This is a genomic window from Paenibacillus baimaensis, assembly GCF_025567575.1.
Map to the genome: position 1 here is coordinate 432,581 of NZ_JAOQIO010000124.1, position 26,459 is coordinate 459,039.

Genomic DNA, 26,459 nt, shown 5'->3' on the forward strand with positions numbered 1-26,459 from the left:
CCTTGTGAGTTTAACGTTCGAATTTTAACTTATCTGCTATTATAGCATGAACTTCATTAAATTGCGTAGTAGAATTTGTCAATTCAGTCATATCCACCCAATTAATGTCCTTCATATGACGAAACCAGGAAAGCTGTCTTTTGGCAAATCTGCGGGTATCCCGCTTCAACAGATACACAGTCTCTTCCCAGGAACTTCTGCCTTCCAAAAAATCGATGATTTCCTTGTAGCCCAACCCCTGCATCGATATGTACTGCTTGCCATAGCCTTGATCCATCAGATGCTTAACCTCATCCACAAGACCTTCCTGAAGCATTAAATCAATTCGCTCTTCTATACGTTTATATAGCAAAGCTCTATCCATTGTCAACCCGACGATACATAGTTCGTATGGAGACTGTTTTTTCTGTTCCTTTAACCGCTCAGACAACCGTTCACCCGTTAAATGGAACATTTCCATTGCACGAATTATACGCCGTTGGTCATTGGGATGCAGCCGCTCTGCACTTGCAGGATCGATTTCCCGCAGCTTCTCCCACAACGCTTCGGGACCAAAAGTGTCCGCATAAGCCTGCTGCTCTTCACGGTATGCTTCATCAGAACCGGATTCACTAAACTGAAAATCATAGCAAACCGACTCCACGTAAAGTCCGGTTCCGCCCACAATGAACGGCAGTTTGCCGCGACTGGCAATGTCAAGGATCAATTTACGTGCGGTATCCTGAAATTCAGCTACAGAAAACGGGTGATCCGGTTCATGGATGTCAATCATATGGTGTGGCACCTGCTGCCGCTCCCAGGCGGTAGCCTTTGCTGTGCCAATGTCCATTCCCCGATAAACCTGCATCGAATCTCCGGAAATAATTTCCGCACTAAATTCTGCGGCTAATTTAAGGCTTAATCCTGTTTTCCCTACTGCCGTCGGTCCTACCAGCACAAGCAGCTTGGGTTTGGGTGGTGCCTTTGTCACAATCGTATCACTCCGTAAGCTATTTTCGTGGTGGAACGTCTTACTTCCTCAAATCCCAGACGATCAAATTCATCACTGCTTCTGTGCTCCTTCATAATTACGGCCCTACGCGCTACACGTAGCGCTTCCTTAATGGTCTGTTCGCTTACAGGTCTGGAATTTGCCAATGTACGAATCGCACTGATGGAGCTGGACTCATGGATCGGTTGTCGAAACATCGGATCCACATAAACGACGTCAAAGGCATTATCAGGCTGTCGCTGCAAATATTCACTATGATCCATCTGGATAACCTGTATACGGCGCATAGCCTCGTTCATACCAGGAATGTCGGAATCGTAAGTCATCAGACCTTGCTGAAGAATCAAATAAGGAATGGGCTCGCTCTCCAGAGCTACCACTTCTCCATTACCCTGCACTGCATAAGAATAAACAAGCGCATCAGAGCCAAGACCTGCTGTGCAGTCCAACACACGATCACCCGGCTGTATAGCTGAAAGCTCCATAAGCGGATCATGCTCACCATTCACAAGCCTTTTGACTCGAATCGCTGCCGTGCTTGGATGGAAAAATAAAGCAGACTGATCTTCATGATAATACTCTATCCGCTCCTTTGAAACAAGCAGGATATCCGAATCGTCATACAACGTCCGCAGTCGGGCTAACGAATGCCGCTTTCTTGGGACGAGTCGTACCGGATTATCTATCCCCTGGAGCTGCTTGATCGACCTGGCAAGCTGGGCTGCAGCTTCCAGGTGTTCAGCTTGAGGGTCGTAAGAGGTCGTTATGAGCACTTACATCACCCTTTTAAATAATTTTTCAAGTTCATAGGTAGAAAAGCTGATGACAATGGGACGACCATGCGGACATGTGTAAGGATTGCGGCATGATGCCAACCGATCCAATAGAGTTTCCATTTCGTTCACCCGCATGCTTTGATTCGCTTTTATGGAGGCCTTGCATGAGCACATAATCGCCGCTTTTTCCCGCAATCGACTTACATCTACACTCTTGCGCTCAGCTAACAGCCATTCCGTCATCTCATCGATCAGTGCTTTCTCATCGCCATCCGGAAACCAATGGGGATAGGCTCTTACCAGGAAAGAGTTGCCGCCGAAGGGCTCCACATACACACCAGCCTGCTCCAGCAGTGGCAGCTTGTCTTGGATTCGCACAGCATCCGATGAGGTGAATTCCAAGGTGATCGGTACGAGCAGCTCCTGGCTTGCCTCCGCTGGATTACCGAATTTTTCAAAATAATACTCATAATTAATACGCTCATGAGCAGCATGCTGATCAATCAGGAACAAGCCTTCCTCATTCTGGGCAATGATATAAGTCCCATGCATTTGCCCGATGGGAGATAGCTTTGGAAACGATGGGAGCACAGGGGCAGTCGTCTGCTCGTCAGCAGCCATGGTACGCAAAAGCACCTCATTAGCTGCTGCCTGCTCATTGAAGGAATGTACAGGCTCATTACGTAGCTGCTTGTCCCTCTGTTCGGTATCACGGGCAGTAGAATTGAACATATTGACCGTACGCTTCACATCCAATTCCCTTTCAGATCGGAGATCTGCCTGCGACCAGCGATTCAAGGCCTCAACGTCCTGCTTGCGATCATATGCCTTATCGATATTACCGTTGGCTGACGATGCAGGCGGAGAAGACCGGTACAGCTCCAGCTGCTCCTGAATATGATTAATCGGTTTGGACTTGGAAGGAGCTGCCCCTGTTGGAATTAGAACCTGTTGATTAAGCACATGGCGCACCTGCTCTTCAACAAATTGAATAAGCTCCTGCTCCTTGCTGAATCGCACCTCCAGCTTAGCCGGATGGACATTGACATCCACCAACGTCGGGTCCATTTCAATATGAATCGCAGCAACAGGAAACCGGTTAATCGGCAAAAAGGTATGGTAGCCCTGCAGCAGCGCATGAATTAAAGTGAAATTGCGGACGTAGCGTCCATTGATAAAAGTAGAAATTCCATTGCGATTAGCGCGTGTTGTCTCCGGCTTACCGATAAACCCGCGAATCGAATAGTCCAGCTGCTCACCCTCAATAGGAAGCATGGTTTTGGCCACAGTGGTTCCATAAATGGCAGCAATTACGCCGCGCATATCCTCATTTCCGAGTGTCTGGATCATCACGCTGCCGTTGTGCTTCAACGTGAAAGCTATTTCGGGATGGGCTAATGCAAGGCGATAAATAAAATCGGATACATGCCCTAGCTCGGTTTGTACGGTTTTCATATATTTCAAGCGTGCAGGTGTATTATAAAATAACTCACGCACCTGAATATCCGTTCCACGTTGAGCTGCCGTTTCCTCAGAAACCTTAACGGTTCCACCTTCAATAACAAGCTGATGACCAAGCCCGCTTGAATTCGTTGAAGTTAGGCAAGTAACCTTGGAAACAGCTGCGATACTCGGGAGTGCTTCGCCCCGAAATCCAAGTGTCCGAATGGAAAACAAGTCCTGACTGCTGACAATTTTGCTCGTTGCATGGCGAAAGAAGGCTGCTTCACAATCGTCGGACTGCATTCCAGAGCCATTGTCGCTTACACGAATCAGCGCAAGACCGCCTTCCTCGATCGTAACATCGATCCGGCTGCTCCCGGCATCGACTGCATTTTCCACAAGCTCCTTAACGACTGAGGAAGGGCGCTCAACGACCTCACCTGCGGCGATCTGATTGGCAATATGTTCATCAAGTACTCTGATTATTCCCATAGCCTATGCTCCTAACTCTTACTTCGTGGCGGTCAGGGTGAGCTGCTCACCATCATCCGACCAGCTTAATTGCGGAAAGCTTTCTGCAAATTGATTGACACTTACATAGCCGAAGCCATTCTTGAGTAACAATTCACCCGTTGTTGAAGGATAAGACTTGGTAACGCCAAATGCGGATACATCGATAGATTTTAAAGTATCGTTCCACGAGATGGTTCCCCCGAGCAATGAACTAAGCACTCTGGAAGGTACATAGACGTTGCCATTCTCACGAATGACATTAAAGCTATCCACCACAGATGTATCGTTCACGGTAACCCCTTTTTTGTTCAGACCAACTTTGATTTGGGAGATACCAGCTTCATGCAGTGCTGTAATCAGCTGTGGAACCTCACCATCAACCTCAATGTCAGGGCTTATGCCAATCTTGTTGACCTTGCGCAGCTTGGGTGTTAAATATTCTTCGATCGTAATTTTCATTGCCCCGCCGCTTGCCATCGGAAAGATCGTCTGCACGCTGCCCTTTCCATAAGTTTTCATCCCGATTACCTTGGTCGCCACATTATAGTCCTGAAGAGCTCCTGTCAGTACCTCGGAGGCGCTGGCACTGTATTCATTGACCAAAATATACAGTGGAAAAGGTTGTGTTGTGCCATTACTGAATTTTATGGGTTCATCCACATTGTTTTTATCCTTCGTGTGAATCATAATGCCTTCCTTAACGAACAGCTTGACCATGTTTAACGCCGTATCCAGCAAGCCGCCGGGATTGTCGCGCAGGTCAAGGATCAGGCTGTTAATACCCTGTGCTTTTAACTCCGCTAACTGTGCCGTTGTCTCTTCATCCGCATCGCCAGAAAATCCGGTTACACTCAAGTAGCCCACACCTGGATCAAATCTTTTGTGTGTTACAGAAGGCAGCTGGATCGTTTGACGCGTCAGCGACAACGGTATGCTTTGCTCACCCCGTTCAACGGTAACCGATACCTTGGAATTCTCGGGACCTGTAATTTTCTTTATAATATCATCGACATTAATTCCTTTTACCGATTCTCCATTAACCGCAGTAATACGGTCTCCCGACTTCATCCCCGCTTTGGAAGCAGGCCCTTCAAATACTTCCGTCACAAACACACCTTCGGGAACCTCAGTAACACGGATACCAATGCCCACATAGTTGTTTTGCACGGCATTCTCAAAGCTTTTTAATTCTTCAGGTGTAAAATAAACCGTATACGGATCATTAAGAGAGCTTATCATCTCTTTAATAGGCTTGTCTGCTAGATTCTTTTTGATAGGAGCGCTAACGTGATATTTTTCCAAAAGCTCCATAACTTCTTTAGTTCTGGCAGTCTCCACGTCTGCTTGTCCCGCTCCCCAGGTAGCAGAAGCTGTAGGAAGAAGAAGGGATAGCGCGATTGCGATGGATGTTGTGTGCCGCCAAAAGGCGCGATTGCTGTTATTTTTCATGTAATAAGGCCATCCTCTCATCTAAATAAAGGTTATAAATCTATGAATTCCAAACCTGTGAACAAATAAATACTATAATTGCTTTTTCAAATCAAATAAAAAGTTCATCGCCATCATAGGTGTCATATTCATTAAATCCGCCGTCTTTAGCTGCTCGATAAGCTGCTCAGTTCGGGCATCCGTCTTTTTCTTCGAACGATTGGAGGCTGAGGCATCTTCCTGGAACAAGCTTAGCTGAACGGCCGCAGCGGTTTCATGAATTTGTTCTGACAATATCGGAGCAGCAGCTGCAGATATGGAATAAGTCTGCTTAACTGAAGGTACAGCCTGTACAGGTGTAGCAGCAGTAGAAGCAGAAACAACAGGCGAGGTCTGATCCGCAAGAAGTTCCGCCCTCTGTTCAAAGGCATGAAGCAGCTCGTAAGAGCGATCGATGATGCCGTCCGGCAGACCGGCAATTTGCGCACAATAAATACCGTAACTGGTACTCGCCGCACCAGGGACCAGCTTGCGAAGAAAGGTGACTTGTCTGCCGCTTTCCTTGACAGCCATGCAGTAGTTGCGCAGCGACTGCAGCGATTCTTCCAGATGAGCCAATTCGTGAAAATGGGTGGACACGAGCGTTTTGCAGCCGATTTGATCATGCAAGTGCTCAATCACCGCTTGAGCAATAGCCATCCCTTCACCGGTCGAAGTTCCACGCCCCAGCTCATCAATAATAACGAGGCTTTTGGAGGTCGCTTTATCGGTCATCACCTGAATGTCCATCATCTCCACCATAAACGTGCTCTGACCGCCAATTAAATCATCGGCTGCGCCAATCCTCGTGAATATCCGGTCAATGATAGGTACGGTTGCGGCTTTCGCTGGCACGAAGCAGCCAATCTGCGCCATCAGGCAAATAATAGCCACTTGGCGCATATAAGTGCTTTTCCCCGCCATATTCGGTCCAGTGATCAACAGCATGCTGCCATCATTCGTGTTCAACACCGTGTCGTTCGCGACAAAAAAACCATCCTGCATCACAGCTTCCACTACAGGGTGCCGACCTTCTTCGATATGCAGCTCATAGAACTCGCCAATTTCCGGTCTTGAGTAACGATTAGCCGCACTTACCGCTGCCATCGATTGATACACATCAACAGCCGCAATCTGCTCGGCAAGCTTCTGCAATCTGGATATATGTACGGATAGCTTGTCCCGCAGCTGCATGAACAGCTCGTATTCCAGATCAACCATCTTTTCCTGCGCTTCGAGAATCAAGCCTTCCTTTTCCTTCAATTCCGGGGTAATAAATCGTTCCGCATTGGCAAGTGTCTGCTTCCGTTCATAACGGCTTGCTTCCAGTGTAGACAGATTCGATTTACTAACCTCGATATAATAGCCGAACACTTTGTTATAGCCAATTTTCAAAGATTTAACGCCAGTTCGTTCACGTTCCTGCTTCTCCAGCGCCGCTATCCACTGCTTGCCATTCGTGCTAGCTTCACGCAGTTGATCCAAATAAGCATGGTAACCCGGCTTAATCATACCGCCATCACGAATCGATATCGGGGGTTCATCGCTAATCGCTTCTTCAATCCAGTTCATCACATCCGCACAAGGATCCATCTGTGCAGCCAGCTTGGCAAGTGTCGTGGAGCCTGACGATTCGCACTCCTGCTTCAAGAGCGGTACCTGCTGCAAAGTCACCTTTAAGGAGCATAAGTCTCTTGCATTGGCGTTTCCGTAAGCAATACGGGCAACGAGCCGCTCCAGATCATACACTTCCTTTAACGATTGCTTAAGTCCATCACGAACGATCAGTTGGTTATACAATCGGTCTACAGCTTCCAGACGCTCATGTATGGCCGCGGAGCTCGTCAGTGGCTTCTCTATCCAACGGCGCAGCAGTCTGCCGCCCATTGCCGTCACCGTCTTGTCGAGCAGCCACAAAAGTGTGCCCTTCTTTTCACGATCACGTACCGTCTCGATCAATTCGAGGTTACGTCGGGTAAAAGGGTCCATGATCATATATTGATTCTGTTCATAGACACGAATATGCTTAATATGTCCGAGCGAGCGCTTCTGGGTTTCTATGAGATACGCCATCAGCTGTCGAACAACAGCTTCCCCGCCATTCGGTAAGGGGGCTAGCTCAGATTCCGCAAAAAAGGCGCTCAGCGCCAGATTTTCTTGCCCTTGCAGAGGCTCACGCGGCGTTAATACCGTCGAACCCGCCCAAGCATTGCCTTGCTCTCCCAACTGTTCCAGCAGGGCAGGAGTCGCCAGCAGCTCCGAGGGATGATACACATTCATTTCGTCCAGAACCAGGGCCAATGTGCCCTCTAACCGGGTCACGAACAGTTCACCCGTGGATATGTCGCAAGCCGCAAAACCAAAGCTTCCCTCATCTGTTTCTATGACCGACACGATGTAATTATTGGTCTCGCTCAGAGACCTTGCATCCATCACCGTACCCGGTGTTACAATGCGGACGACCTCGCGGCGTACTACCCCTTTGGCTTGTGACGGATCCTCAACCTGTTCACAAATCGCAACTTTGTAGCCCTTTTCGATTAATCGGGCGATATAGTTATCTGCCGCATGATGAGGGATTCCGCACATCGGTATGCGTTCCTCGGCTCCCCCTTCCCTGCCGGTCAGCGTTATTTCCAACTCTCTGGAAGCCAGAATCGCATCCTCAAAAAACATTTCATAGAAATCACCTAAACGAAAAAACAAAAAAGCATCCAATACCTCCGCCTTGATGGCCAGATATTGCTCGATCATCGGCGTGTATGTCGCCATGCTGCAACCTCCATGCACGTGTGCATTCATAATGTAGTCTCTATTTTTCCCTATACCTTTCCCATTATATCATGAATGCACTGACGATTCTTCTTTTCTGTGATAAGGACCGATTTGCCATTTCCTGCGAATATCCTGCTGTTCATCCCATGCGTCCATTTTCAGCAGCATAGCTTTAAGTGGTACAAGCCAGCGTTCATACTTGCGATAAGTAGGAAGACGTACCAGATCGTTCCACAATGCAGGCAGTAAAGGGCGAATCGCCAGCTTATCACCTGTATAATAGGCTTCCTGAACCGATACATCCTGAAGAGGGCGCGACGGCAGCAGGCGATAATGATCGGCTATCAGTTTGGCTAGCGCGAACACACCCTTGGTAACCTTCGGGGAGATGAGCCAGCTTGGGAGTACCCGGTATTCGAAGCCTCCGTGACGCTGCTTGCGATAATCACCCAGAAAGCCGTATTTGGGCTTTCTTCTGCCTGTTGTAGGGGCTTCAATCAAGGTGAGCGGCAAAGCTAGATAGTTATCCAATGTACGCAGCAGCTCAACGTTTAACCAGACGCCGCTAAAATGGAGATGCCCCCCTAAAGGAAAGCCTTGCACCGGCATCCCGCCTGCCACCCATTCGAGCGTATCGTCCGTTATTCTTCTTGATGCCATTTGCATCGTACGGTACAGCTGGTTAGCCAATTGATCGACCTCGACGCTTGGTTCAGGCCGCAGCTCCGCCAGCGGATAAATTTTGCGGAAGCTCGGCAGTACAATAGCATCACAGCCAACCGGTCCGTCTTTAGTCAAAAACTTGGAAGCAAAGGTAACCTTGCCTCTCATGTCGCGCAGTAAAAATTCCGGGTCGGCTCCCAATAAAGCTACCTCTTTGCCTATGTAGGAAGCGTCTAATTCTTCTGCAAACTGGTGGATCGCATCCGCGAACAGCTCCGCAAGGCGCTCCGTCAGTTGAGGGGCAGCCTGTATCTCCAGCACGACAAGCTCCCCTCCGGGACGTACCCCGATATGAACGACACCGTAGTCGAGACCAAGCGCATAGAGTGCCTTCACAGCCTCACGTTTTGAGCGAACTGCATGGTAAGAAAGAGTTTCAATAGACAATTCCTCAAAGCCCCCTTCCTCTGATTTTGGCAATGATGGGGGCAGCTGCGTTCCATAAAAAACCGCGGATTGCTTTTGGAAAACACTTAGAGCCTGCAGATGAAACACGGGAATCCTGTATTCATATGAAAAACGCTGTCCCTCGGACTTCCAATTACTCTGAATACCATGAAGCTTCAGCAAGGCAGAGGCCTTCTCAGGCTTCGCAGCACGAAGCTGGCTTTTTACCGGTTGCAGAGTCAGTTGCTCCTGTCTTTGTGGCTGAAAGCAGCCCCAATGGATAATACAGGTTGATTCGAGCTGAACCGGCAAACGTGTACCGTTAGGCACCTGCAGCCGATCTAATAGTAGCGGTAGCGTCGGTTCGTTCGAGTGCAAGAGCCATACACGCATGTTAATTCCCCCCAAGCACAAAATTTCTGAAATTAAATTAAATTCTGAAATTATAACAAAAAGAGGGCTGACGCCCTCTGCCGAAATGAACCTAAGTGTCATATAATAAAAGCAGGAGCATCAGTTCAAATCGTCATCCAGCAGATCCGGATCCAAATCCTCATAATCATCGCTGCCTGTATCATCAAATTCCACATGCTTGTCGTCAAAATCATTGCAGCCGTTCGCGGACACCACTACGCAAACTTTTGTTTCAGCGATCATTTCCACCTTGAATTCACGTTCTACCCGGACAATCACACTGTCTCCACGAGAAGAGACACTGGCTTCCACACAATTGGGTTCCTGAGTAGCTACAGCCGATACTTCAGCGGTTATCGGCTTGTGGCGCTTATCCAGGAAAGAGAGCCCTACTACCTCCACGTACGAAATCGTTTCTTTGGCAACATCCGTCTTGGTATTTTTATTGTAGGAGTACCAAATATTGATATCGTAAGTACCCACCACCTCGACGTTTTCGCCAGATTTCACCGCCTCATACTGGTTGTTGATAATCCATGCACCCAGTATACTTGTCGGAGCATGAGGCGGAGTGACCGTATTGGTGACTTGCGAAAATTTGCGTCCTTTTCCGCAGACAGCTTTGGTATAGATCTCTCTGGTTTGCAAATCTTTATCTATTGACATCTGTTCTACCTCCTCCATTCAATCATTCATTACATTTGTATGCAGGACATGGGCGAATGTTGATAAAATAAGCATAGATAAATCTAGATAGTTATTAAAATTCATATGCTATGCGGATTGAATTTATATTAAGGTCCAACGAATATAGTTGAGAGTTGCCCATTTTCGCACCAGAATCGATCAAAATCGGCTTTGTGAGCAAAGAATTATAACTTTATAATTGAAGTCGGGCTGCTTCTGCTAGCCGGCTTTTTTGATACTGGACAACCTGCAGTGCACTCTGGCAATTGTTCCATGCAAATAGATTCGTCAGCATCGCCTCATCAAACAAAAAACAGAAGGTGTACGAAGGCTCCGTCTGTTCATTTAGAATCGGGGAGAACCACCCATTTTATGAACCGTCCAATCACAAAGACACTGGCATTCATACCATACTAAAGGTAAGGCGAAAGGAGGGGTCAATATGGGTGTAGTAGCCGGAGTTGGTGGAAGTTGTGGCGGTTATGGTTTGGGCACTACGACAGGTGTCATACTTGTACTCTTCATTTTATTGGTTATCATTAGCCGCACATTTATCTAAACAAATGGTCGAATCGCCTTCCAGTTAACTGGAAGGCGATTTTTCTTTGACTGTATTTCATTTGCGTTAATTTTCAATAGTCATTCATCTATATGATTTAATCATGGCTAATATGGTTAAGAAAGAACATGAAGTTGCAAACATCCTGAAATACTGAGAGGAAGTGTCGATATGCTCTGGACTATTTTTGTAGTGATACTTGTTCTATGGGGCCTTGGCTTTGCATTTGATGTAGCAGGTAACTTAATACATATTTTACTTGTTATTGCCGCCATTTCACTTGTGTTCAATCTGATCAGCGGCAGAAAAACCCGTTAGCCAAAAGCATCATCCATTAAGGAATTTATCCTTGCATGATCGGCAGCTGCTCATTGAGCGGCTGCTTTTTGTTTTTTCTCCCGCTTCGCAACGGCCAGGAAAGCGTCCAGTTCTACGGCCAGCTGCAGCAGAGCCGCCCGCACTTCAAATTCAACACGGGTTACAGGCAGCGGCATTTGCCGAAATTCCCCTTGCAGAAGACGAAGCTTACTCTCTGATCTGCCTGTGTAATACTCGACCTTGACATCCTCGCTCAATTCGTCAAATACGGACGCTAACAGCTCACCGTGAGGTAGCGTCTGGTACACCTGTGCCACGTACTCCAGCATTCTGTCAATCGAATCCAGATGTTGTTTGCGCATATAGAAATATACCATCCACAAAGCGTCCTCTTGCAGTAATGTATTCTCCTGATTGCGCCGTGCCACCAAAAGTGCCTCCTGTACAATATCATGTGCCTCCAAGAGTTCTCTTCCGCTCCAAATGTGCCCGTTATCCCGTAAATGATTGGCTATTTCAGAAAAAATATGAGAAAAACAGCTTTCCAGTCTGACTCGCATGTCTGATAATTGTTTATCCGCCTTGGGCATATACACAATATTGATCAATGTAGCCGCGCCCAGACCCACCAGCAGCAAAGCGATCTCATTAATAATCAGATCTAATCCGTATCTTTGCTCGTTAAAGATATGAAACATAATAACAGAGCTTGTTACAATGCCTTCTTTCAATTTAAAGCGGGAGAGGATCGGATACAGAATAAGAACAAACAGTCCGGCCACCCAAACCTCAAAGCCCAGGAGCCAGAACAAAAATACCGCAACAAAAAGCCCAATGGATGAAGCAATCAACCGTTGGAATGACGTTTGTAGTCCCCTTTTTTTGGTTACATCAATACCGAGGATCGCTAATAAACCTGCCGCGTTGGGCGTATGTAAACCTAACAAATGAGCCAAATAGATAGCTGCTATGACAGCTGCAGCGGTCTTCATTATTCGAATTCCCATTAGATCCTCCGGTAGTATAAGTGTTATGAAGTATGCTGACATGGATAGTGCTGTAACGACAAAAAAAGATAAGATTATGAATTATCTTATCTTTTATCTGACGATGATTCAACCACCATTCAATCATGCGGCGAAACACTGCATGGGTGCTGCCATCCCACTTTTTTTTTTACCTTCGCCCCATCAGCTTTCGCTCCAGAAAGGCTACACCTTGATACATAACTGCAGCTGCTATAGCTATCAAGATCACACTCCCGATGACCAACGTAAAATTAAATACTTGAAACCCATAAATAATTAAATAACCAAGTCCTTCTTTGGAAACAAGAAACTCCCCTACGATCACACCGACCCAGGAAAGTCCGACATTGACTTTTAACGTGGAAAGAATAGTTGGATAAGTTGCTGGCAGGATAACCTTCTGGAATATATGTCCGCGTGTCCCCCCAAAGATCTTGACAACCTTGGAGTAGTTCGAATCTACCTCTTTAAAGCTGTTAGACACAACAAGAAGTGTAATGATCACGGTCAAGGATAGAGTTGTTGCAATAATGGCGAGTTGTCCCGCACCGAAAGCAACAATAAACAGCGGTCCTAATGCTACCTTCGGCAGACTATTAAGCACGACAATATAAGGATCAAGTACACGGGACAAAAAAGGCGACCACCAAATTATCGCTGCTGCCGCTGTGCCAAATAATGTCCCCAGAACAAATCCGATGATCGTTTCCCAAATGGTTACCTGCAGATGGATGAATATAGAACCATCCATTGCCTTGCTGTATATAAGCACCGCTATCCGGCTCGGATAGCTGAACAATAAAGCATCGATCCATTGCAACCTGCCTGCCAATTCCCACCAAATCATGAATACAAACAGAATCGATAATTGCGTGAATCGGGCAATCCAGGTGATTCGCCTTGCATTCTTCCTGAATCGGCCAAGCTCCTGCTCGGCTAATTGAGCTGTGAAACCTGCTTGTTCAGTTGTACTGAGCTGCTTAACTGCCTCATCCTTCATTTACCGGGTGCACCTCCTTCTCCTCCAGATGCTTCCACAGCTCATGAAACAGCTCATGGAAACCTGATTGCTCACGGGCTGTTAAAGGAAGCGCTTGGCGAATCGCGGTCGGAACTTTAACCTCAGTCCTTATCCGCCCGGGATTTGCCTGCAGCACAACAATCCGATCACTCATAGCGATCGCCTCTGTGATATCATGAGTGACCAAAATTACCGTTTTGTTCAATGCACCCAGTGTACTGGCAACCAAATCCTCCAGTTGCAGCTTGGTCTGATAATCGAGTGCCGAGAACGGTTCATCGAGCAGTAAAATATCGGGCTCGGTCGCCAAGGTTCGTACCAGCGCGACACGCTGACGCATACCTCCAGATAACTGATGCGGATAGCTGCCGATAGCACGGGATAAACCCATGTCATCCAGCAGCTGATTTACGATTTCCTTATCCGCGGCAGTCTTTCGACCCATCAATTCAAGACCTATGGACGCATTTTCGTAGATCGTACGCCAAGGAAACAAGTAATCCTGTTGCAGCATATAGCCGACTTTGGAGGTAGGCTGGCTTACAGGCTCACCTGCAACATATACCGTACCTGCGGTGGGTTTGATGAGCCCGCTGACGAGTGATAGCAGCGTGGTTTTTCCACATCCACTCGGGCCAATCAAGCTAACAAACTCCCCCTGCGCTACATTCAGGTTCATATGCTCCACAGCAAGAAAGGCGCCGCGATTGTTCACATAAACATGGGAGACATCTTGAAGAACTACTGTATCCTGCCGCATATTCCACCCCTCCAAAGTGTATTTTTGGTTCATTTCACCGATTTTTTGGCTTGCTCAGCGAATTGATTATTGACCAATGTTTTATAATCGGCACGTTGCTTCAATTCCCCTGCTGCTTGCATAACATCCTGCAGGTTATTCCATTCCTGCTCGTCGATCAGTCCATCTGTGGCAAAAGAGCCCTGGTCCTTATATCGTTTAACTACACCTTGAATAATCTCACTTTGGGTATCCGGGAAATAAGAGCTGATCGCCTTGGAAATATCGTCAACACTAGCTGAAGCTACCCAATTTTGTGCTTTCTGAATGGCATTGGCAAACTTCTGGATCGTATCCTTGCTTTTATTGATATAGCTTTGTTTAGCCATAAATGCCGTATAAGGCAGCTTTCCGCTTTCCACTCCAAAGGAGGCAATCACATAACCCTTTCCTTCCTTTTCCAGCATCGTCGCCTGAGGCTCAAATAGCTGCACATAATCCCCCGTACCGGATACAAACGCAGATGGAATATTGGCAAAATCAATATTCTGGATCAGCTTCAAATCCTGCTTAGGGTTAATGCCAAACTTTTTCAAAGTGAATTCACCGGCCATTTGCGGCATGCCACCAACACGCTGCCCCAGAAACACACTGCCCTTTAGCTGACTCCAATCAAACTTACCTTGCAGGGGTTTGCGTGTAACCAGAAAAGTCCCATCTGTCTGGGTGAGCTGAGAGAAATTAATTACCGGGTCTCCACTTCCCTGCTGCTGGACATAGATCGAGGTTTCGGAGCCGACCAAGGCAACATCAATTCCGCCGGAAAGCAGAGCTGTCATCGTTTTGTCTCCACCAGGAGTTGTGGTAAGCTCCACATCCAGTCCCTGTTCTGCAAAGAAACCTTTGGATATGGCTACATATTGAGGAGCATAAAAGATGGATCGAGTGACTTCGCCAATTCTCACCTTCGTTTTCTCTTCCGCTTTTTTCGGTCCGCATGCTGTAATCATCAATGATAGTATCAACGTGACCGCAAGTATGATGCCTAAGCTTTTCTTGTTCATAGGCCAGTCCCTCCATATTCGTGCTTCTTTTAATGCTTTAGCCTATGCGGCAGCCTATAAAAAGGTTAAAGACATATAAGAAGACTTTATTTTTGCAAATCACAGCCCAACCTGTGTATGATAAGAAAATACATAGAGGATGGAGACTTACGAAGTAAGTTTTCTACGAAAATTTTCAGGAGGGGCTAACCATGTCTTTTGGCGCAAGGGTATTAAAAACAGGGATCGCAGTGACGTTGTCCCTCTACATTAGTATTTGGCTGAATTTTCCACTTCCGGTTATTGCCGCAGTAGCCGCGATTTTTGCGATGCAGCCATCTATTTATCGTTCGTGGCGCTATTTTTTGGATCAAATTCAGACCAATACGCTTGGTGCTGCATTGGCCATGCTTGCAGGTACTTTTTTATCGAAAGAACCGATAGCCATTGGACTTGTTTGTATTCTCGTTATTATGATTTGCCTGAAGCTCAAAATGGAAGAAACGATCGGTCTGACTCTAGTCACGGTAATCGCGGTTATGGAGGCATCTGGTCAGTGGGATTTCGCGCTCAACCGCTTTCTACTCAGCTTGATTGGAATTGGTTCGGCTTTTTTAATCAATATTCTGTTTTTCCCGCCGAATCCGAAGGAACAGATCGTGAAACAAATTCATACCGTATTCGCCAAAATGTCACTGCTCCTGCGGACCGCTGTATCCGATGAAATCAAGGAAAAGGTATTCCGTGATGAGCTATTGGCGTTGGAGGACTCGTTCAAATCGCTCTCGGCCAAATATAATTTGTTTGAGGAAGAGCTCAAGAAGCTCAAACGCGCCAAATACAGCACTTCACAGCATCTGGTCGTATTCAAACAAATGCTGCTCACGCTGCAAAAGGGCTTGGAAACGCTAGAATCTGTTGAACAGCACTATTTCAGGTCAACGCGGACAGCGGAAACAAATCTCTATTTTGATCAACATTTGGAAAAGCTGATTAAATACCATGAGCATGTACTGCTTAAGTTTGAAAATATGCTTAAACCGGAAATTTCCGAAGCCTCCAAAATGGAAGAGGCTAACGACCAGTTTATGGAGACGATGATTGCGAGCTACACCCAGGGTCATAAGGATGTTTTACGACTTTCCATCGTTGCTGCTGGAATGTACGACTACTGTATACAAATCGCCCGACTCGACAAGCTGATCGAACAGTTCAATCGCGGGCAAGATGAGAAAGAGCCGCTCGGCGCACTGTTTTTTTGGATGAAAAAATAACAAACTCACTTTCACCTATTGACGCCGCCACGAAATCGTGGCAATAATATAGTTAGCCGACTAAATAAAAGGGGTGACCCATGGATATTTATACGTCCGATTCGCTGCATTTCGTGTTTTCCAAGGTTATGCGAACACATTGGCACAAGATGCATGAGCTGCTGCAGGATCAAGAAGTGTACCCCGGTCAACCTCCGCTGCTGTTTGCCTTGAAACGCAAGGACGGACAAAGTCAGAAGGAACTGGCCGAACAACTGCATATACAACCAGCTACCATCACGGTCATGCTAAACCGCATGGTTAAGACCGGACTTGTTGAACGTAGGCAGGATGCGAAGGATCAGCGGGTTTCGAGGGTATATCTCACGGAGAAAGGCAAGCTTGCCCATACAGAGGTTAGAGAAACATTCCGCGCCATGGACGCCCAATGCTTTGGCAACTTTTCCGAGGAGGATAAGGTGCTGCTTCGCAGATTGATGCTGCAGGTGTACGAGAACCTGGCTACCGATCGGGATACGAGTTGTTCGGGGAAACCAGTCAGCCCCATCCGATGAGACTTGAATGGAATCAAAGCATTGCGCAAGTCACTACATTGAGCATTCTACAATGATTACAAGGAGTTGACACATGCTAAAGCTTTTACCTTATTTAAAGCCTTACTGGAAAGCTACCCTGCTTGCCCCGTTGTTCATGCTGCTTGAGGTCTATATGGATCTCCTCCAGCCCAAGTACATGGCCAGTATCGTCGATCAAGGTATCCTGACAGGAGACCTTGCCCATATCCAAAAGACAGGTGCACTCATGTTAGGCGTCGCATTAATTGGACTGATCGGCGGTATCGGATGTACGGTCTTTTCCAGTACCGCGTCACAAAATTTTGGAGCCGACGTACGCAAGGATTTGTTTACCAAGGTTCAATCGTTTTCTTTTGGTGTTCTGGATACATTCAAGGCAGGGTCACTTGTTACCCGACTAACGAACGATGTGGTTCAAGTCCAGGGGGTCGTACTGATGACGCTGAGGATGCTGGTACGTGCTCCTCTGCTAGCCGTTGGCAGTATCCTTATGGCGGTTATCATCAGTCCTCGTCTTGCATTGATACTGGCAGTCGTTATTCCATTACTGGTTCTGGTCCTGGTCATCATTATTCGCAAGGGCTTTCCGTTGTTCAGTAAGGTTCAAAAGAAGCTCGACATCGTCAATACCGTTCTGCAAGAAAACTTGACCGGAATTCGTGTCGTCAAAGCTTTTGTTCGTGCTAATTATGAAATTAAGCGCTTCCGTAAATCCAACGATGCTCTGATGGACATATCCATTAAAGCTACGCGGATTGTCATGCTGATCATGCCGATTATGATGCTCATCATGAACGCAAGCATAGCAGCAGTTATTTGGTTCGGAGGCTTGCAAACCTGGCAAGGAACGATTCAGGTAGGCGATCTGGTCGCTTTTATCAATTATGTCACACAAGTTCTTTTCTCCCTGATGATGGTCAGCATGGTTCTGATGAATGTTTCACGTGCCAAAGCTTCGGCTGAGCGGATTCATGAAGTCATGGAAACCGAGCCGGAAATTACGAACAAAGCACATGCACAAACCAATGTGATCCGCGCAGGTAAGATCGAATTTGATCATGTATCGTTCGCCTACAACACTTACACCGATGATAAGGACCCGAATGGGCCTACACGGCAGGAAAATGCGCTGACCAACATTAATCTCGTATTTGAACCTGGTCAAACTGTCGCTATTCTGGGTGCAACAGGCTCTGGTAAAAGCTCGCTGGTGAACCTGATCCCAAGGCTCTATGACGCGACCGAAGGAACGGTGCGCATTGACGGTATCGATGTCCGTGATATGGACCTGACCCATTTGCGCAGTGAAATCGGAGTCGTTTTGCAGGAAGCTATTCTCTTTACGGGAACGATCAGTGAAAATATTGCCTTCGGTAAGCCCAATGCCTCACAGGAAGAGATTGAGGAAGCGGCCAAGGCGGCGCAGATCCATGATTATATAGCCAGTCTCCCTGATGGTTATCAAACGATCATTGGTCAACGTGGTGTGAACCTGTCCGGTGGTCAAAAGCAGCGGGTATCGATCTCACGGGCTATCCTTGTCCAGCCCGCCATTCTTATTCTCGACGACAGCACGAGTGCGGTTGATCTTGGTACGGAATCACGAATTCAAAAAGCATTGAAAAATCAAACCAAACGAAGCACGCGAATCATCATTGCACAGCGGATTTCTTCCGTGCTGGAGGCAGACACGATCGTAGTGCTGGACGAAGGCAGCGTTGTTGCTCAAGGCACGCATAATGAGCTGATGGAATCAAGTCCTGTTTATCAGGAAATTTATAGATCCCAATTAGGAAAGGAGGCGGTTGTCAGTGGCTAACGATAACAATCGGCAGCGCGGGCACGAAGAAACCACTGCAAGACCTGCAGGTGGACCTCCTGGTGGTATGTCTCCGATGGGTATGGGCGGCGGTCCGATGGGTGGCGGTCCCGGCCGCGGCATGATGATGCAGAAGGCACGTGCCAAGAATACCAAGGGAACACTGCGGCGGCTATGGAATTATTTGCGGCGTCAACGGCTCGGTTTGATTGCTATCGTTGTGCTTACGCTTTGCAGTACGTGCCTGACGCTGGCTGGACCTTACCTGATCGGAGTTGCTATCGACCAATATATCATTCCGCGGAATTATAGCGGCCTGCTCTGGCTGTGCCTCTCTCTACTCGGTGTGTATGTGCTCAGCTCAGCTATGTCCTGGATTCAATTGTATGTCATGACCGGCGTGTCGCAGCGTACGGTTTGGGAACTGCGCAATGATTTGTTCGCGCACTTGCAGCAGCTGCCGCTCCCTTATTTCGATAGCAAGACACATGGCGAGCTCATGAGCCGGACGACCAACGATATCGAAAACGTGAGCAATACTTTGAATCAGACGGTGACACAGCTGCTTTCAAGCTTTTTGACGGTAATTGGCGCCATTGTTTTAATGCTTAGTCTGAACGTATGGCTGACGCTCGTTAGTCTTGTGGTCATACCGATGGCAATGCTGCTAACGAGTCAAATTGCCAAACGGACCCGAAAGCATTTTTCCAGTCAGCAAAAAAGTCTCGGTGAATTGAATGGATTTATTGAAGAAACGGTTTCCGGACAAAAGGTTGTCAAAACCTTCAATCGCGAAGCCAAAGCAACCGAGCAGTTCCATGCCATCAACTCCAAGCTGCGGGATGTCGGCAGCAAGGCGCAGATCTTATCCGGGTTTATCGGCCCTGTGATGAACGTTATTAACAATATCAGCTACGCGTTGGTGGCAACCGTAGGTGGCTGGATGGCATTTAACGGCTTGGTTACTATCGGTGTTATTGTCAGCTTCCTGAATTATTCGAAGCAGCTGGGACGGCCAATCAATGAGCTGGCCAATCAATTTAATATGATCCAGTCGGCCTTGGCCGGTGCGGAAAGAGTGTTCGAGGTCATGGATACACCAACCGAATATGAAAAAACCGATGATCAGGAGAAACAACTGCAAGCGGTCAAGGGCGAGGTTGTTTTCAACGACGTGTCCTTCAGCTATAAAAAAGAAGTTCCCATTCTCAAACACATTTCGTTAACGGCCCTGCCAGGGCAGACGATTGCCCTTGTTGGACCTACCGGAGCCGGCAAAACCACGATCGTTAATTTGCTCACGCGCTTTTATGATATTGATAACGGGATCATTACCATAGATGGAGAGAACCTGCGTAATCTGGAAAAAGACAGTCTGCGCAGTCAGCTCGGAATCGTTCTGCAGGATGCCTACTTGTTCTCGGATACGATACGTGAAAACATTCGATACGGAAGGCTGGATGCAACCGAAGCCGAGGTCGAGAAAGCCGCTCAAATGGCCAATGCTGACAGCTTCATCCGCAAGCTGCCTCAAGGCTATGATACGCTGCTGAGCGCTGAGGGCAGCAATCTCAGTCAAGGACAACGCCAGTTGATTACGATTGCACGAGCCATACTGGCTGATCCTGCTATTCTGATTCTCGATGAAGCTACAAGCTCAGTGGATACAAGAACCGAGATGATCATTCAGGAAGCGATGAACCTGCTGATGAAAGGTCGTACCAGCTTCGTAATTGCGCATCGACTCAGCACGATTCGAGAGGCCGATCTCATACTGGTGATGAACGGCGGGGAAATTATTGAGCGAGGCTCGCACCAGGAGTTACTGGAGGTTAAAGGCTTCTACTACGATTTATACACGAGCCAGTTTAATCGGGCTGGTTAGCCCGTTGTCCATCTCTACTCAAACTCAGACAAACAAGAGCCTTCAGGCCACGATATCGTGGTTACTGAAGGCTTTTTCTAGTCCTATGCTTGTTATCCGATTATGGTTTCACATCGTAAATTTTGTACATATCGTCCAGCATCAGGTTCGCTGCTTTCACGCCCCCGGATGTATTCCACGTTGCATCACTAACCTTGACCAGCTTGTTCTCTTTCACAACCTTAAGGTTTTTCCAAAGCGGGTCGTTCATCCATTCTTCTTCTTGCTTCTTGCCTTTGCCATCCCCAACATCATAGGTGAAATAAAACACCTTATCGGCCGTATCCAGCTCAGTCAAACGCTCCTTCGTAATATCTTCAAACGATTTCTCATCGCTTTTCGGATCGTTCCGAGGAATACCAATTTGCCTGAAAATAACGCCTGTAAACATTTCACCGTAATAATATCTCGTTTTGCCGCCCATGAAGCGAACTACCGCTACTTTTTCCTTCAGCTTGTCGCCAGCTTTTTGTTTGAAATCATCGATACGTTTATCGAATGCGCTGATAACTTTATCGCCCTCAGCCTTTTTGTTCAAAGCGTCCGCATAAACTTGAAAATTACTCTTCCACTCACCACGAAGTGTTTCTGTATATACCGTAGGCGCGATCGCCTTCAATTGCTCGTAAATTTTCTCATGGCGCATTTTGTTGCCGAGGATCAAATCCGGCTTTAATGAAGCAATAAGCTCCAGATTCGGCTGTGATTCGCCACCGATGTTTTTTACACCTTCCATATCGGCTTTAATATGATCATACCAAGGGTTTCCATAATAGGAATCTACTGCGGCAATCGGCTTGACTCCCAGTGCAAGCAGAGCTTCCGTTCCCTCATTTGTCAGTACGATGACCTTCTTCGGTTGTGCAGGTACTTCCGTCTCACCCATAATATGCTTAATTTTACGAGGACCTTCGGTAGTTGCAGCCGCAGGTGCCGCTCCTTGCTTGGATGTGTCTGCCGGCTGAGGTGCCGCAGATTGTCCGCAAGCTGCTAATACGATAGATAATGCAAAAACAACGGCAATCAGTGCTGCCGATTTGATTCGAAATGAACCATTTCCAGAAAACATGTAATGAACCCCCTATTTTTCTCATCAAAGATGCACGATAAATAAATGATAATAGTTATCATTTGTCACGGTTCATTTTAGGGGAAGCACACGCCGCTTGTCAATCTTTTTTTGATAATGATTCTCAAAGTCATTGACAGGTGATCACTAGCCTCATTACAATATACGTAAGCTAGATCATCTAATTTTATTATTTATCAATAAGCTTAACTCAGACAGGAAGCAGGCAAACGACTGAATGATGCGAAAAGAACTTCTAACATCCCCCTTTAAAATCGCAGGCTTGGTGATTGCCCTTCTCTTATTGGCAGTTGCATTTGTTTGCAGCCTTAAGTTCGGCATTAACACCTATTCGTGGGCCAAGATTGTTGAAGCCTACACAGCATTTAATGGGTCCAACGAGCACATCATTATCCAGACAACCCGCATGCCACGGGCATTAATCGGAGCACTTGTCGGCGGAAGCCTGGCTGTAGCCGGAGCTCTAATGCAGGCCATTACCCGCAATCCGTTGGCATCTCCCAGTATTTTTGGAGTTAATGCCGGAGCCGCTTTTGCCATTGTGTTGGCTGTCGTGTTTTTTAACGTCACCAATTTGACACAATATACGTGGATCGCTTTTTTCGGAGCAGCGATTAGTGCTGGCGGCGTATATCTATTAGGTTCAATTGGGCGCGATGGCTTGACTCCTATCAAGATTACACTTGCCGGCTCAGCGATGACTGCTTTCTTCGCGTCCTTGACACAGGGAGTACTGCTTTCCAACGGCAAGGCATTTGATCAGGTGCTGGTGTGGCTGGTCGGCTCGGTTGCAGGGCGTACGATGGAGATGTTTGATTCGGTCTTCCTTTATATGCTCGCAGCCTTAATCGGCGCTATTATACTCGCACCGCACATTAACGTGTTAGCGATGGGAGACGATGTTGCCAAGGGGCTTGGACAAAGCACGATATTTATTAAAGCGTCCGCCGCGATAGTCATTGTCATACTTGCCGGGGGCTCCGTTGCTCTTGCAGGTCCGGTTGTATTTATCGGCATCATCATTCCCCATATTGCACGCTTTCTGGTTGGCGGGGATCATCGCTGGCTTATCCCTTATTGTGCCGTTCTGGGGGCGCTGCTGCTCGTTAGTGCTGATGTAGGTTCTCGTTTTATTGCCATGCCGAAGGAAGTCCATGTTGGTGTGACGACTGCATTGATTGGTGTTCCTTTCTTTGTATATATTGCTCGCAAAGGAGGGCGCTTCTAAATGACCACATCCAGCAAATATATGACGGTTCGCAGCAAAGCGTATTCGTTTCTCGTCAGTAAAAAAGCAATAATCGTTTCTCTAGCACTCTTCATAGCCGTAATCGTGATTTTCATTCTGAGTACAGGCATTGGCAGTGTATACATAACGCCTATACAGGTTATTCGCTCCATATTCGGTTCGGGTGAAGACTCCAATATGATGATTGTTCGTTCTCTGCGGCTTCCACGTATTGTTATTGCTGTATTGGTCGGTGCTGCTCTGGCGGTTGCCGGCGCACTTCTGCAAGGGGTTATACGTAATCCATTAGCCTCTCCTGATACCGTAGGTATAACTGGAGGAGCTACACTTGGGGCGGTCTCATTCTTTTATTTCTTTTCTGACAAAATCAGTATTCATCTGCTGCCGGTTTTTGCTGTAGCTGGAGCCTTTGCGGCTGCTTTGATTGTATATGTATTGTCCTGGAAGCAAGGTGTGACACCGCTGCGACTGGTTCTGATCGGTATCGGCTTCTCGGCGGCTATGAGCGCTCTGTCGTATATGATGATGATTTCAGGACCTATTATTCTTGCCAATCAGTCCATGACCTTCATGACTGGCAGTGTGTATGGTGTGTCCTGGGCCAAGTCTGTCATCCCTCTGCTGCCTTGGATTGTCGTGCTGCTCCCTCTGATGTTCGTATATTCACGACATATTAACATTCAGGAATTCGGTGAGGACATTGCCCGCAGTGTGGGCAGCCATGTTCAACGTCAAAGATTCCTGTTATTAATTTTCAGTGTAGCTCTCGCAGGTGCGGCTGTAGCCTTCGGTGGGGCTATCGGATTCATCGGACTGATGGGTCCGCATATTGCCCGTAAGCTTGTAGGTCCAAGCTTCGGTGCTCTGCTGCCAGTATCCGCGCTAATGGGAGCCATTGTGCTGCTGGTGGCTGATTTGATCGGCAGAACGATATTTACGCCGCTCGATATACCTGCTGGTGTGTTTACAGCTTGTATTGGCGCTCCATTTTTTGTTTATCTGCTCTATCGTACTCGCAATCGGTAGTTAACAGTGTGCTGCGGCGTAACTAAACCTTTTAACCATACTGCTTTATATAAGGAGATCTGAACATGACGGCTATTCAATCCAAGGATTTGAGTTTATTTTACGGGGATACATGCATTTTCAAAGATCTAGATATAGCCATTCCAAAAGGAAAAATCACCGTATTTATCGGTAGTAACGGCTGCGGCAAGTCCACACTGCTCCGCTCGCTTGCAAGGCTGCTCAAGCCGAAGAGCGGCCAGGTCGTGCTGGCCGGCAGCGATATTGCCACACTCTCCACCAAAGAGGTTGCCCGCCGTATGTCCATTTTGCCGCAGGGGCCATCCGCTCCTGAAGGGTTAACCGTGCTGCAGTTGGTGAAACAAGGTAGATATCCTTATCAAAATTGGCTGCAGCAATGGTCGGTTGAGGATGAAAAAGAAGTACGCCGCGCATTGGAGCTGACCCATATGGACTCGTTGTCCGAGCGTACCGTGGATTCGTTATCCGGGGGACAGCGGCAACGGGCCTGGATTGCGATGACATTAGCCCAAGGCACACCGACGATCTTGCTGGATGAGCCTACAACTTATCTGGATCTGGCTCATCAGATTGAAGTACTGGACCTCCTCTACGATTTGAACCAAAAGGAGCAGAGAACTATCGTAATGGTGCTGCATGATATTAACCTTGCCTGCCGTTATGCCCATCACGTGGTCGCGATCAAGGACCGCAAGGTGTATGCCGAAGGACGCCCGGAGCAAGTGATCAACGAAAAGCTCATCCTGGATGTGTTCGATCTGCCTTGCCAAATCATTCAAGACCCCTTGTTCCAGACCCCATTAGTTGTCCCTTATGGCAAAGGCGTTAAACCGACCCAACAGCAGCCGTTAGAGCCTGTTAGTGTCCATTAAATAGAACCGAAAGAAATTGCAAAAGCCGATCAAAGCGACTTATGTCCCTTTTGACCGGCTTTTATCATTGAATTCAATCCTGTTGAACTCAATCTTATTTAAATCTTATCCCATTTTTATCTCAACCTGATCTCACAGCTTGTAAATATCCCCGTACTTCTCCTGGAAATAGTCAACCAAATAATCGGGATTCAGCTCTTCCCCTGTCACTTCAGTAATAATTTCAGTTGGCGTGAGCAGCTTGCCATGACGATATACCTTCTCAGACAGCCACTCCTTGATTGGAATCAGATTTCCTGCCTCCAGTAAGCCATCAAAATCCGGAAGTTCCTTGCGGATCGTCCTCATCATCTGAGCCGCGTACATATTCCCCAGTGCATAGGAAGGGAAATAACCGAAGGCTCCACCAGACCAATGAACGTCCTGCAGCACGCCTTCTCCATTAGTAGTAGGTGCAATACCCAAATAATCCCGATACTTCTCGTTCCATACCTCAGGCAGATCCGCCACCCGAACCGATTCGCTGAACAGTTCTTTTTCAATTTCATAACGGACCATAATATGTAAATTATAAGTCAGCTCATCTGCTTCAATTCGGATCAGGGAAGGTTTAACTTCGTTCGTAGCCCGATAAAAATCCTCAACACGTACAGAGTCAAATTGCCCAGGATAATGCTTCTGCACATCCTGATAATATCGATTCCAGAATGGGCGGCTGCGTCCGATCATATTTTCCCAAAAACGCGACTGCGATTCATGAATCCCCATCGAAGTGCCGGTGCATAGTGGTGTGCCGATCAAATCAGGCGAAATATTTTGCTCATACAAGGCATGACCGCCCTCATGGATCGTACCAAATAAAGCGCTGTTCACATCATCCAGTAAATATCTGGTCGTGATTCGCACATCTCCCGGATTTAAGCCTGTTGCAAATGGGTGCACGGTCTCATCAAGTCTTCCCGCGTCAAAGTCATAGCCCATTTGTCCCAAAATGAACAGACTGAATTTCTTTTGCTGCTCTTTATCAAAGGTCTGCTTTAAAAATCCGGTTTCCGGCTTATGCTTAGAGGCTTGAATGGCACTCAGCAATGGGACTACCTTCTCACGCAGTGCTCCGAATACTTGATCCAGCTTGGCTACGGTCATACCCGGCTCGTACATGTCCAGCAGCGTGTTATATTTGTGCCCCTGATATCCCCACAAATCAATAAATTCGAGATTGGTTGCCACGATTTTTTCCAAATAAGGCTGAAATATCGCATAGTTGGAGTTATGCTTGGCCTCTTCCCAGACTGATTCAGACTGTGAGGTCAACACCACATAATCCTGGTATTTTTGCGGGGGAATGCGTTTGCTCCGGTCGTAATCCTTTTTACATTCGGCAACAATCTTTCGCTCGACGCGGTTTAACCTGGCATCCTGCTCCGGCTCTGAAAAGTAATCCAGCCATTCTCCCATTTCGCTTGCAACCGACATTTTGAAATGCTCACCTGACAATACTCCGACGACTTCGGAACGGGTAGCTATCCCTTTCTTGGGAGCGCCGGTTCGCATATCCCAATAAATCAGGCCAATGGCTTCCTCATAGCTTTTCATTTTTTGGAGATACTGCTTGAATTCATGCAATTTGTGTTCAAACTGATTGGTTGTCATTGAACTTCCCCCTTTATTCAAGTTACTATGATCATACTTCTTAACTAAAAGAGAAGCAAACCCTTTAAGATT

At 47.2% G+C, this 26,459-nt stretch carries 22 protein-coding genes; 9 read left to right on the plus strand and 13 right to left on the minus strand.

The features are described from left to right. Window positions 1–10: 10 nt before the first annotated feature. From miaA to OB236_RS38500, 7 genes are all read right to left on the minus strand, one after another. Window positions 11–973, minus strand: coding sequence for a tRNA (adenosine(37)-N6)-dimethylallyltransferase MiaA (gene miaA / locus OB236_RS38470; RefSeq protein WP_262688818.1), 963 nt, complete (start codon window positions 971–973; stop codon window positions 11–13). Then, a complete protein-coding gene (locus OB236_RS38475; protein ID WP_262688751.1) occupies window positions 967–1,764 on the minus strand; it encodes a class I SAM-dependent methyltransferase in 798 nt (265 codons plus the stop codon). Before OB236_RS38475 ends, miaA begins: the two co-directional genes overlap by 7 nt. Further along, entirely contained in the window at window positions 1,765–3,702 is a 1,938-nt protein-coding gene (mutL, locus tag OB236_RS38480) for a DNA mismatch repair endonuclease MutL (protein WP_262688752.1), read from the minus strand. An 18-nt stretch (window positions 3,703–3,720) separates the two neighbouring features. Continuing rightward, the gene (locus OB236_RS38485) at window positions 3,721–5,172 is read right to left on the minus strand and encodes a S41 family peptidase (RefSeq protein ID WP_262688753.1); all 1,452 of its coding nucleotides are present in this window, start codon (window positions 5,170–5,172) and stop codon (window positions 3,721–3,723) included. A 72-nt stretch (window positions 5,173–5,244) separates the two neighbouring features. Next, a complete protein-coding gene (gene mutS / locus OB236_RS38490; RefSeq protein WP_262688754.1) occupies window positions 5,245–7,962 on the minus strand; it encodes a DNA mismatch repair protein MutS in 2,718 nt (905 codons plus the stop codon). A 69-nt stretch (window positions 7,963–8,031) separates the two neighbouring features. After that, on the minus strand, window positions 8,032–9,468 hold the full coding sequence (locus OB236_RS38495) for a putative amidoligase domain-containing protein (RefSeq protein ID WP_262688755.1): 1,437 nt from the start codon (window positions 9,466–9,468) through the stop codon (window positions 8,032–8,034). A 120-nt stretch (window positions 9,469–9,588) separates the two neighbouring features. Beyond that, the gene (locus tag OB236_RS38500; protein WP_076228506.1) at window positions 9,589–10,155 is read right to left on the minus strand and encodes an outer spore coat protein CotE; all 567 of its coding nucleotides are present in this window, start codon (window positions 10,153–10,155) and stop codon (window positions 9,589–9,591) included. A gap of 463 nt (window positions 10,156–10,618) precedes the next feature. On the opposite strand from OB236_RS38500, the gene OB236_RS38505 reads away from it, so the two are divergent. Then, window positions 10,619–10,735, plus strand: a complete 117-nt coding sequence (locus OB236_RS38505; protein ID WP_218638991.1) for a YjcZ family sporulation protein — start codon at window positions 10,619–10,621, stop codon at window positions 10,733–10,735. 171 nt (window positions 10,736–10,906) lie between these two features. Continuing rightward, complete coding sequence (locus tag OB236_RS38510) at window positions 10,907–11,053, plus strand: lmo0937 family membrane protein (RefSeq protein WP_144026350.1); 147 nt, start codon at window positions 10,907–10,909, stop codon at window positions 11,051–11,053. Between the two features lie 50 nt (window positions 11,054–11,103). Here the strand turns inward: OB236_RS38510 and OB236_RS38515 are convergent, their stop codons facing one another. The 4 genes from OB236_RS38515 to OB236_RS38530 all read right to left on the minus strand — a co-directional run bounded on the left by OB236_RS38515 (window position 11,104) and on the right by OB236_RS38530 (window position 14,905). After that, window positions 11,104–12,060, minus strand: coding sequence for an aromatic acid exporter family protein (locus OB236_RS38515; RefSeq protein WP_262688756.1), 957 nt, complete (start codon window positions 12,058–12,060; stop codon window positions 11,104–11,106). Window positions 12,061–12,229: 169 nt separating this feature from the next. Then, complete coding sequence (locus OB236_RS38520) at window positions 12,230–13,081, minus strand: ABC transporter permease (protein WP_262688757.1); 852 nt, start codon at window positions 13,079–13,081, stop codon at window positions 12,230–12,232. After that, window positions 13,071–13,862 carry an ABC transporter ATP-binding protein gene (locus OB236_RS38525; RefSeq protein ID WP_262688758.1) on the minus strand — a complete coding sequence of 264 codons (792 nt, stop codon included), beginning with the start codon at window positions 13,860–13,862 and terminating at the stop codon, window positions 13,071–13,073. Before OB236_RS38525 ends, OB236_RS38520 begins: the two co-directional genes overlap by 11 nt. Before the next feature lie 29 nt (window positions 13,863–13,891). Beyond that, complete coding sequence (locus tag OB236_RS38530; protein WP_076228497.1) at window positions 13,892–14,905, minus strand: ABC transporter substrate-binding protein; 1,014 nt, start codon at window positions 14,903–14,905, stop codon at window positions 13,892–13,894. Window positions 14,906–15,096: 191 nt separating this feature from the next. Here OB236_RS38530 and OB236_RS38535 point away from each other — a divergent pair, with 191 nt between their 5' ends. The 4 genes from OB236_RS38535 (at window position 15,097) to OB236_RS38550 (ending at window position 20,437) form a co-directional block, all read left to right on the plus strand. Next, window positions 15,097–16,158, plus strand: coding sequence for an FUSC family protein (locus tag OB236_RS38535; RefSeq protein WP_262688759.1), 1,062 nt, complete (start codon window positions 15,097–15,099; stop codon window positions 16,156–16,158). 80 nt (window positions 16,159–16,238) lie between these two features. Further along, window positions 16,239–16,712, plus strand: a complete 474-nt coding sequence (locus OB236_RS38540) for a MarR family winged helix-turn-helix transcriptional regulator (protein ID WP_262688760.1) — start codon at window positions 16,239–16,241, stop codon at window positions 16,710–16,712. Between the two features lie 73 nt (window positions 16,713–16,785). Continuing rightward, on the plus strand, window positions 16,786–18,552 hold the full coding sequence (locus OB236_RS38545) for an ABC transporter ATP-binding protein (protein ID WP_262688761.1): 1,767 nt from the start codon (window positions 16,786–16,788) through the stop codon (window positions 18,550–18,552). A 67-nt stretch (window positions 18,553–18,619) separates the two neighbouring features. Continuing rightward, entirely contained in the window at window positions 18,620–20,437 is a 1,818-nt protein-coding gene (locus OB236_RS38550; RefSeq protein ID WP_408638572.1) for an ABC transporter ATP-binding protein, read from the plus strand. Between the two features lie 100 nt (window positions 20,438–20,537). On the opposite strand, the gene OB236_RS38555 is transcribed toward OB236_RS38550, so the two are convergent. Next, the gene (locus OB236_RS38555; protein WP_262688762.1) at window positions 20,538–21,545 is read right to left on the minus strand and encodes an ABC transporter substrate-binding protein; all 1,008 of its coding nucleotides are present in this window, start codon (window positions 21,543–21,545) and stop codon (window positions 20,538–20,540) included. Window positions 21,546–21,786: 241 nt separating this feature from the next. Between OB236_RS38555 and OB236_RS38560 the strand changes: the two genes are divergently transcribed. From OB236_RS38560 to OB236_RS38570, 3 genes are all read left to right on the plus strand, one after another. After that, the gene (locus OB236_RS38560) at window positions 21,787–22,794 is read left to right on the plus strand and encodes a FecCD family ABC transporter permease (RefSeq protein WP_262688820.1); all 1,008 of its coding nucleotides are present in this window, start codon (window positions 21,787–21,789) and stop codon (window positions 22,792–22,794) included. After that, complete coding sequence (locus OB236_RS38565) at window positions 22,795–23,841, plus strand: FecCD family ABC transporter permease (RefSeq protein ID WP_262688763.1); 1,047 nt, start codon at window positions 22,795–22,797, stop codon at window positions 23,839–23,841. Between the two features lie 65 nt (window positions 23,842–23,906). Next, window positions 23,907–24,734, plus strand: coding sequence for an ABC transporter ATP-binding protein (locus tag OB236_RS38570; protein WP_262688764.1), 828 nt, complete (start codon window positions 23,907–23,909; stop codon window positions 24,732–24,734). A gap of 132 nt (window positions 24,735–24,866) precedes the next feature. Here the strand turns inward: OB236_RS38570 and OB236_RS38575 are convergent, their stop codons facing one another. Beyond that, on the minus strand, window positions 24,867–26,387 hold the full coding sequence (locus OB236_RS38575) for a carboxypeptidase M32 (protein WP_262688765.1): 1,521 nt from the start codon (window positions 26,385–26,387) through the stop codon (window positions 24,867–24,869). Window positions 26,388–26,459: the final 72 nt, after the last annotated feature.

What these genes read in the sequence shown, in the direction of transcription:
- mutL (WP_262688752.1), bottom strand. Translation starts at nt 3,702, where the DNA reads ATGGGAATAATCAGAGTACTTGATGAACATATTGCCAATCAGATCGCC.
- OB236_RS38485 (WP_262688753.1), bottom strand. Translation starts at nt 5,172, where the DNA reads ATGAAAAATAACAGCAATCGCGCCTTTTGGCGGCACACAACATCCATC.
- mutS (WP_262688754.1), bottom strand. Translation starts at nt 7,962, where the DNA reads ATGGCGACATACACGCCGATGATCGAGCAATATCTGGCCATCAAGGCG.
- OB236_RS38495 (WP_262688755.1), bottom strand. Translation starts at nt 9,468, where the DNA reads ATGCGTGTATGGCTCTTGCACTCGAACGAACCGACGCTACCGCTACTA.
- OB236_RS38500 (WP_076228506.1), bottom strand. Translation starts at nt 10,155, where the DNA reads ATGTCAATAGATAAAGATTTGCAAACCAGAGAGATCTATACCAAAGCT.
- OB236_RS38505 (WP_218638991.1), top strand. Translation starts at nt 10,619, where the DNA reads ATGGGTGTAGTAGCCGGAGTTGGTGGAAGTTGTGGCGGTTATGGTTTG.
- OB236_RS38510 (WP_144026350.1), top strand. Translation starts at nt 10,907, where the DNA reads ATGCTCTGGACTATTTTTGTAGTGATACTTGTTCTATGGGGCCTTGGC.
- OB236_RS38515 (WP_262688756.1), bottom strand. Translation starts at nt 12,060, where the DNA reads ATGGGAATTCGAATAATGAAGACCGCTGCAGCTGTCATAGCAGCTATC.
- OB236_RS38520 (WP_262688757.1), bottom strand. Translation starts at nt 13,081, where the DNA reads ATGAAGGATGAGGCAGTTAAGCAGCTCAGTACAACTGAACAAGCAGGT.
- OB236_RS38525 (WP_262688758.1), bottom strand. Translation starts at nt 13,862, where the DNA reads ATGCGGCAGGATACAGTAGTTCTTCAAGATGTCTCCCATGTTTATGTG.
- OB236_RS38530 (WP_076228497.1), bottom strand. Translation starts at nt 14,905, where the DNA reads ATGAACAAGAAAAGCTTAGGCATCATACTTGCGGTCACGTTGATACTA.
- OB236_RS38535 (WP_262688759.1), top strand. Translation starts at nt 15,097, where the DNA reads ATGTCTTTTGGCGCAAGGGTATTAAAAACAGGGATCGCAGTGACGTTG.
- OB236_RS38540 (WP_262688760.1), top strand. Translation starts at nt 16,239, where the DNA reads ATGGATATTTATACGTCCGATTCGCTGCATTTCGTGTTTTCCAAGGTT.
- OB236_RS38545 (WP_262688761.1), top strand. Translation starts at nt 16,786, where the DNA reads ATGCTAAAGCTTTTACCTTATTTAAAGCCTTACTGGAAAGCTACCCTG.
- OB236_RS38550 (WP_408638572.1), top strand. Translation starts at nt 18,620, where the DNA reads ATGTCTCCGATGGGTATGGGCGGCGGTCCGATGGGTGGCGGTCCCGGC.
- OB236_RS38555 (WP_262688762.1), bottom strand. Translation starts at nt 21,545, where the DNA reads ATGTTTTCTGGAAATGGTTCATTTCGAATCAAATCGGCAGCACTGATT.
- OB236_RS38560 (WP_262688820.1), top strand. Translation starts at nt 21,787, where the DNA reads ATGCGAAAAGAACTTCTAACATCCCCCTTTAAAATCGCAGGCTTGGTG.
- OB236_RS38565 (WP_262688763.1), top strand. Translation starts at nt 22,795, where the DNA reads ATGACCACATCCAGCAAATATATGACGGTTCGCAGCAAAGCGTATTCG.
- OB236_RS38570 (WP_262688764.1), top strand. Translation starts at nt 23,907, where the DNA reads ATGACGGCTATTCAATCCAAGGATTTGAGTTTATTTTACGGGGATACA.
- OB236_RS38575 (WP_262688765.1), bottom strand. Translation starts at nt 26,387, where the DNA reads ATGACAACCAATCAGTTTGAACACAAATTGCATGAATTCAAGCAGTAT.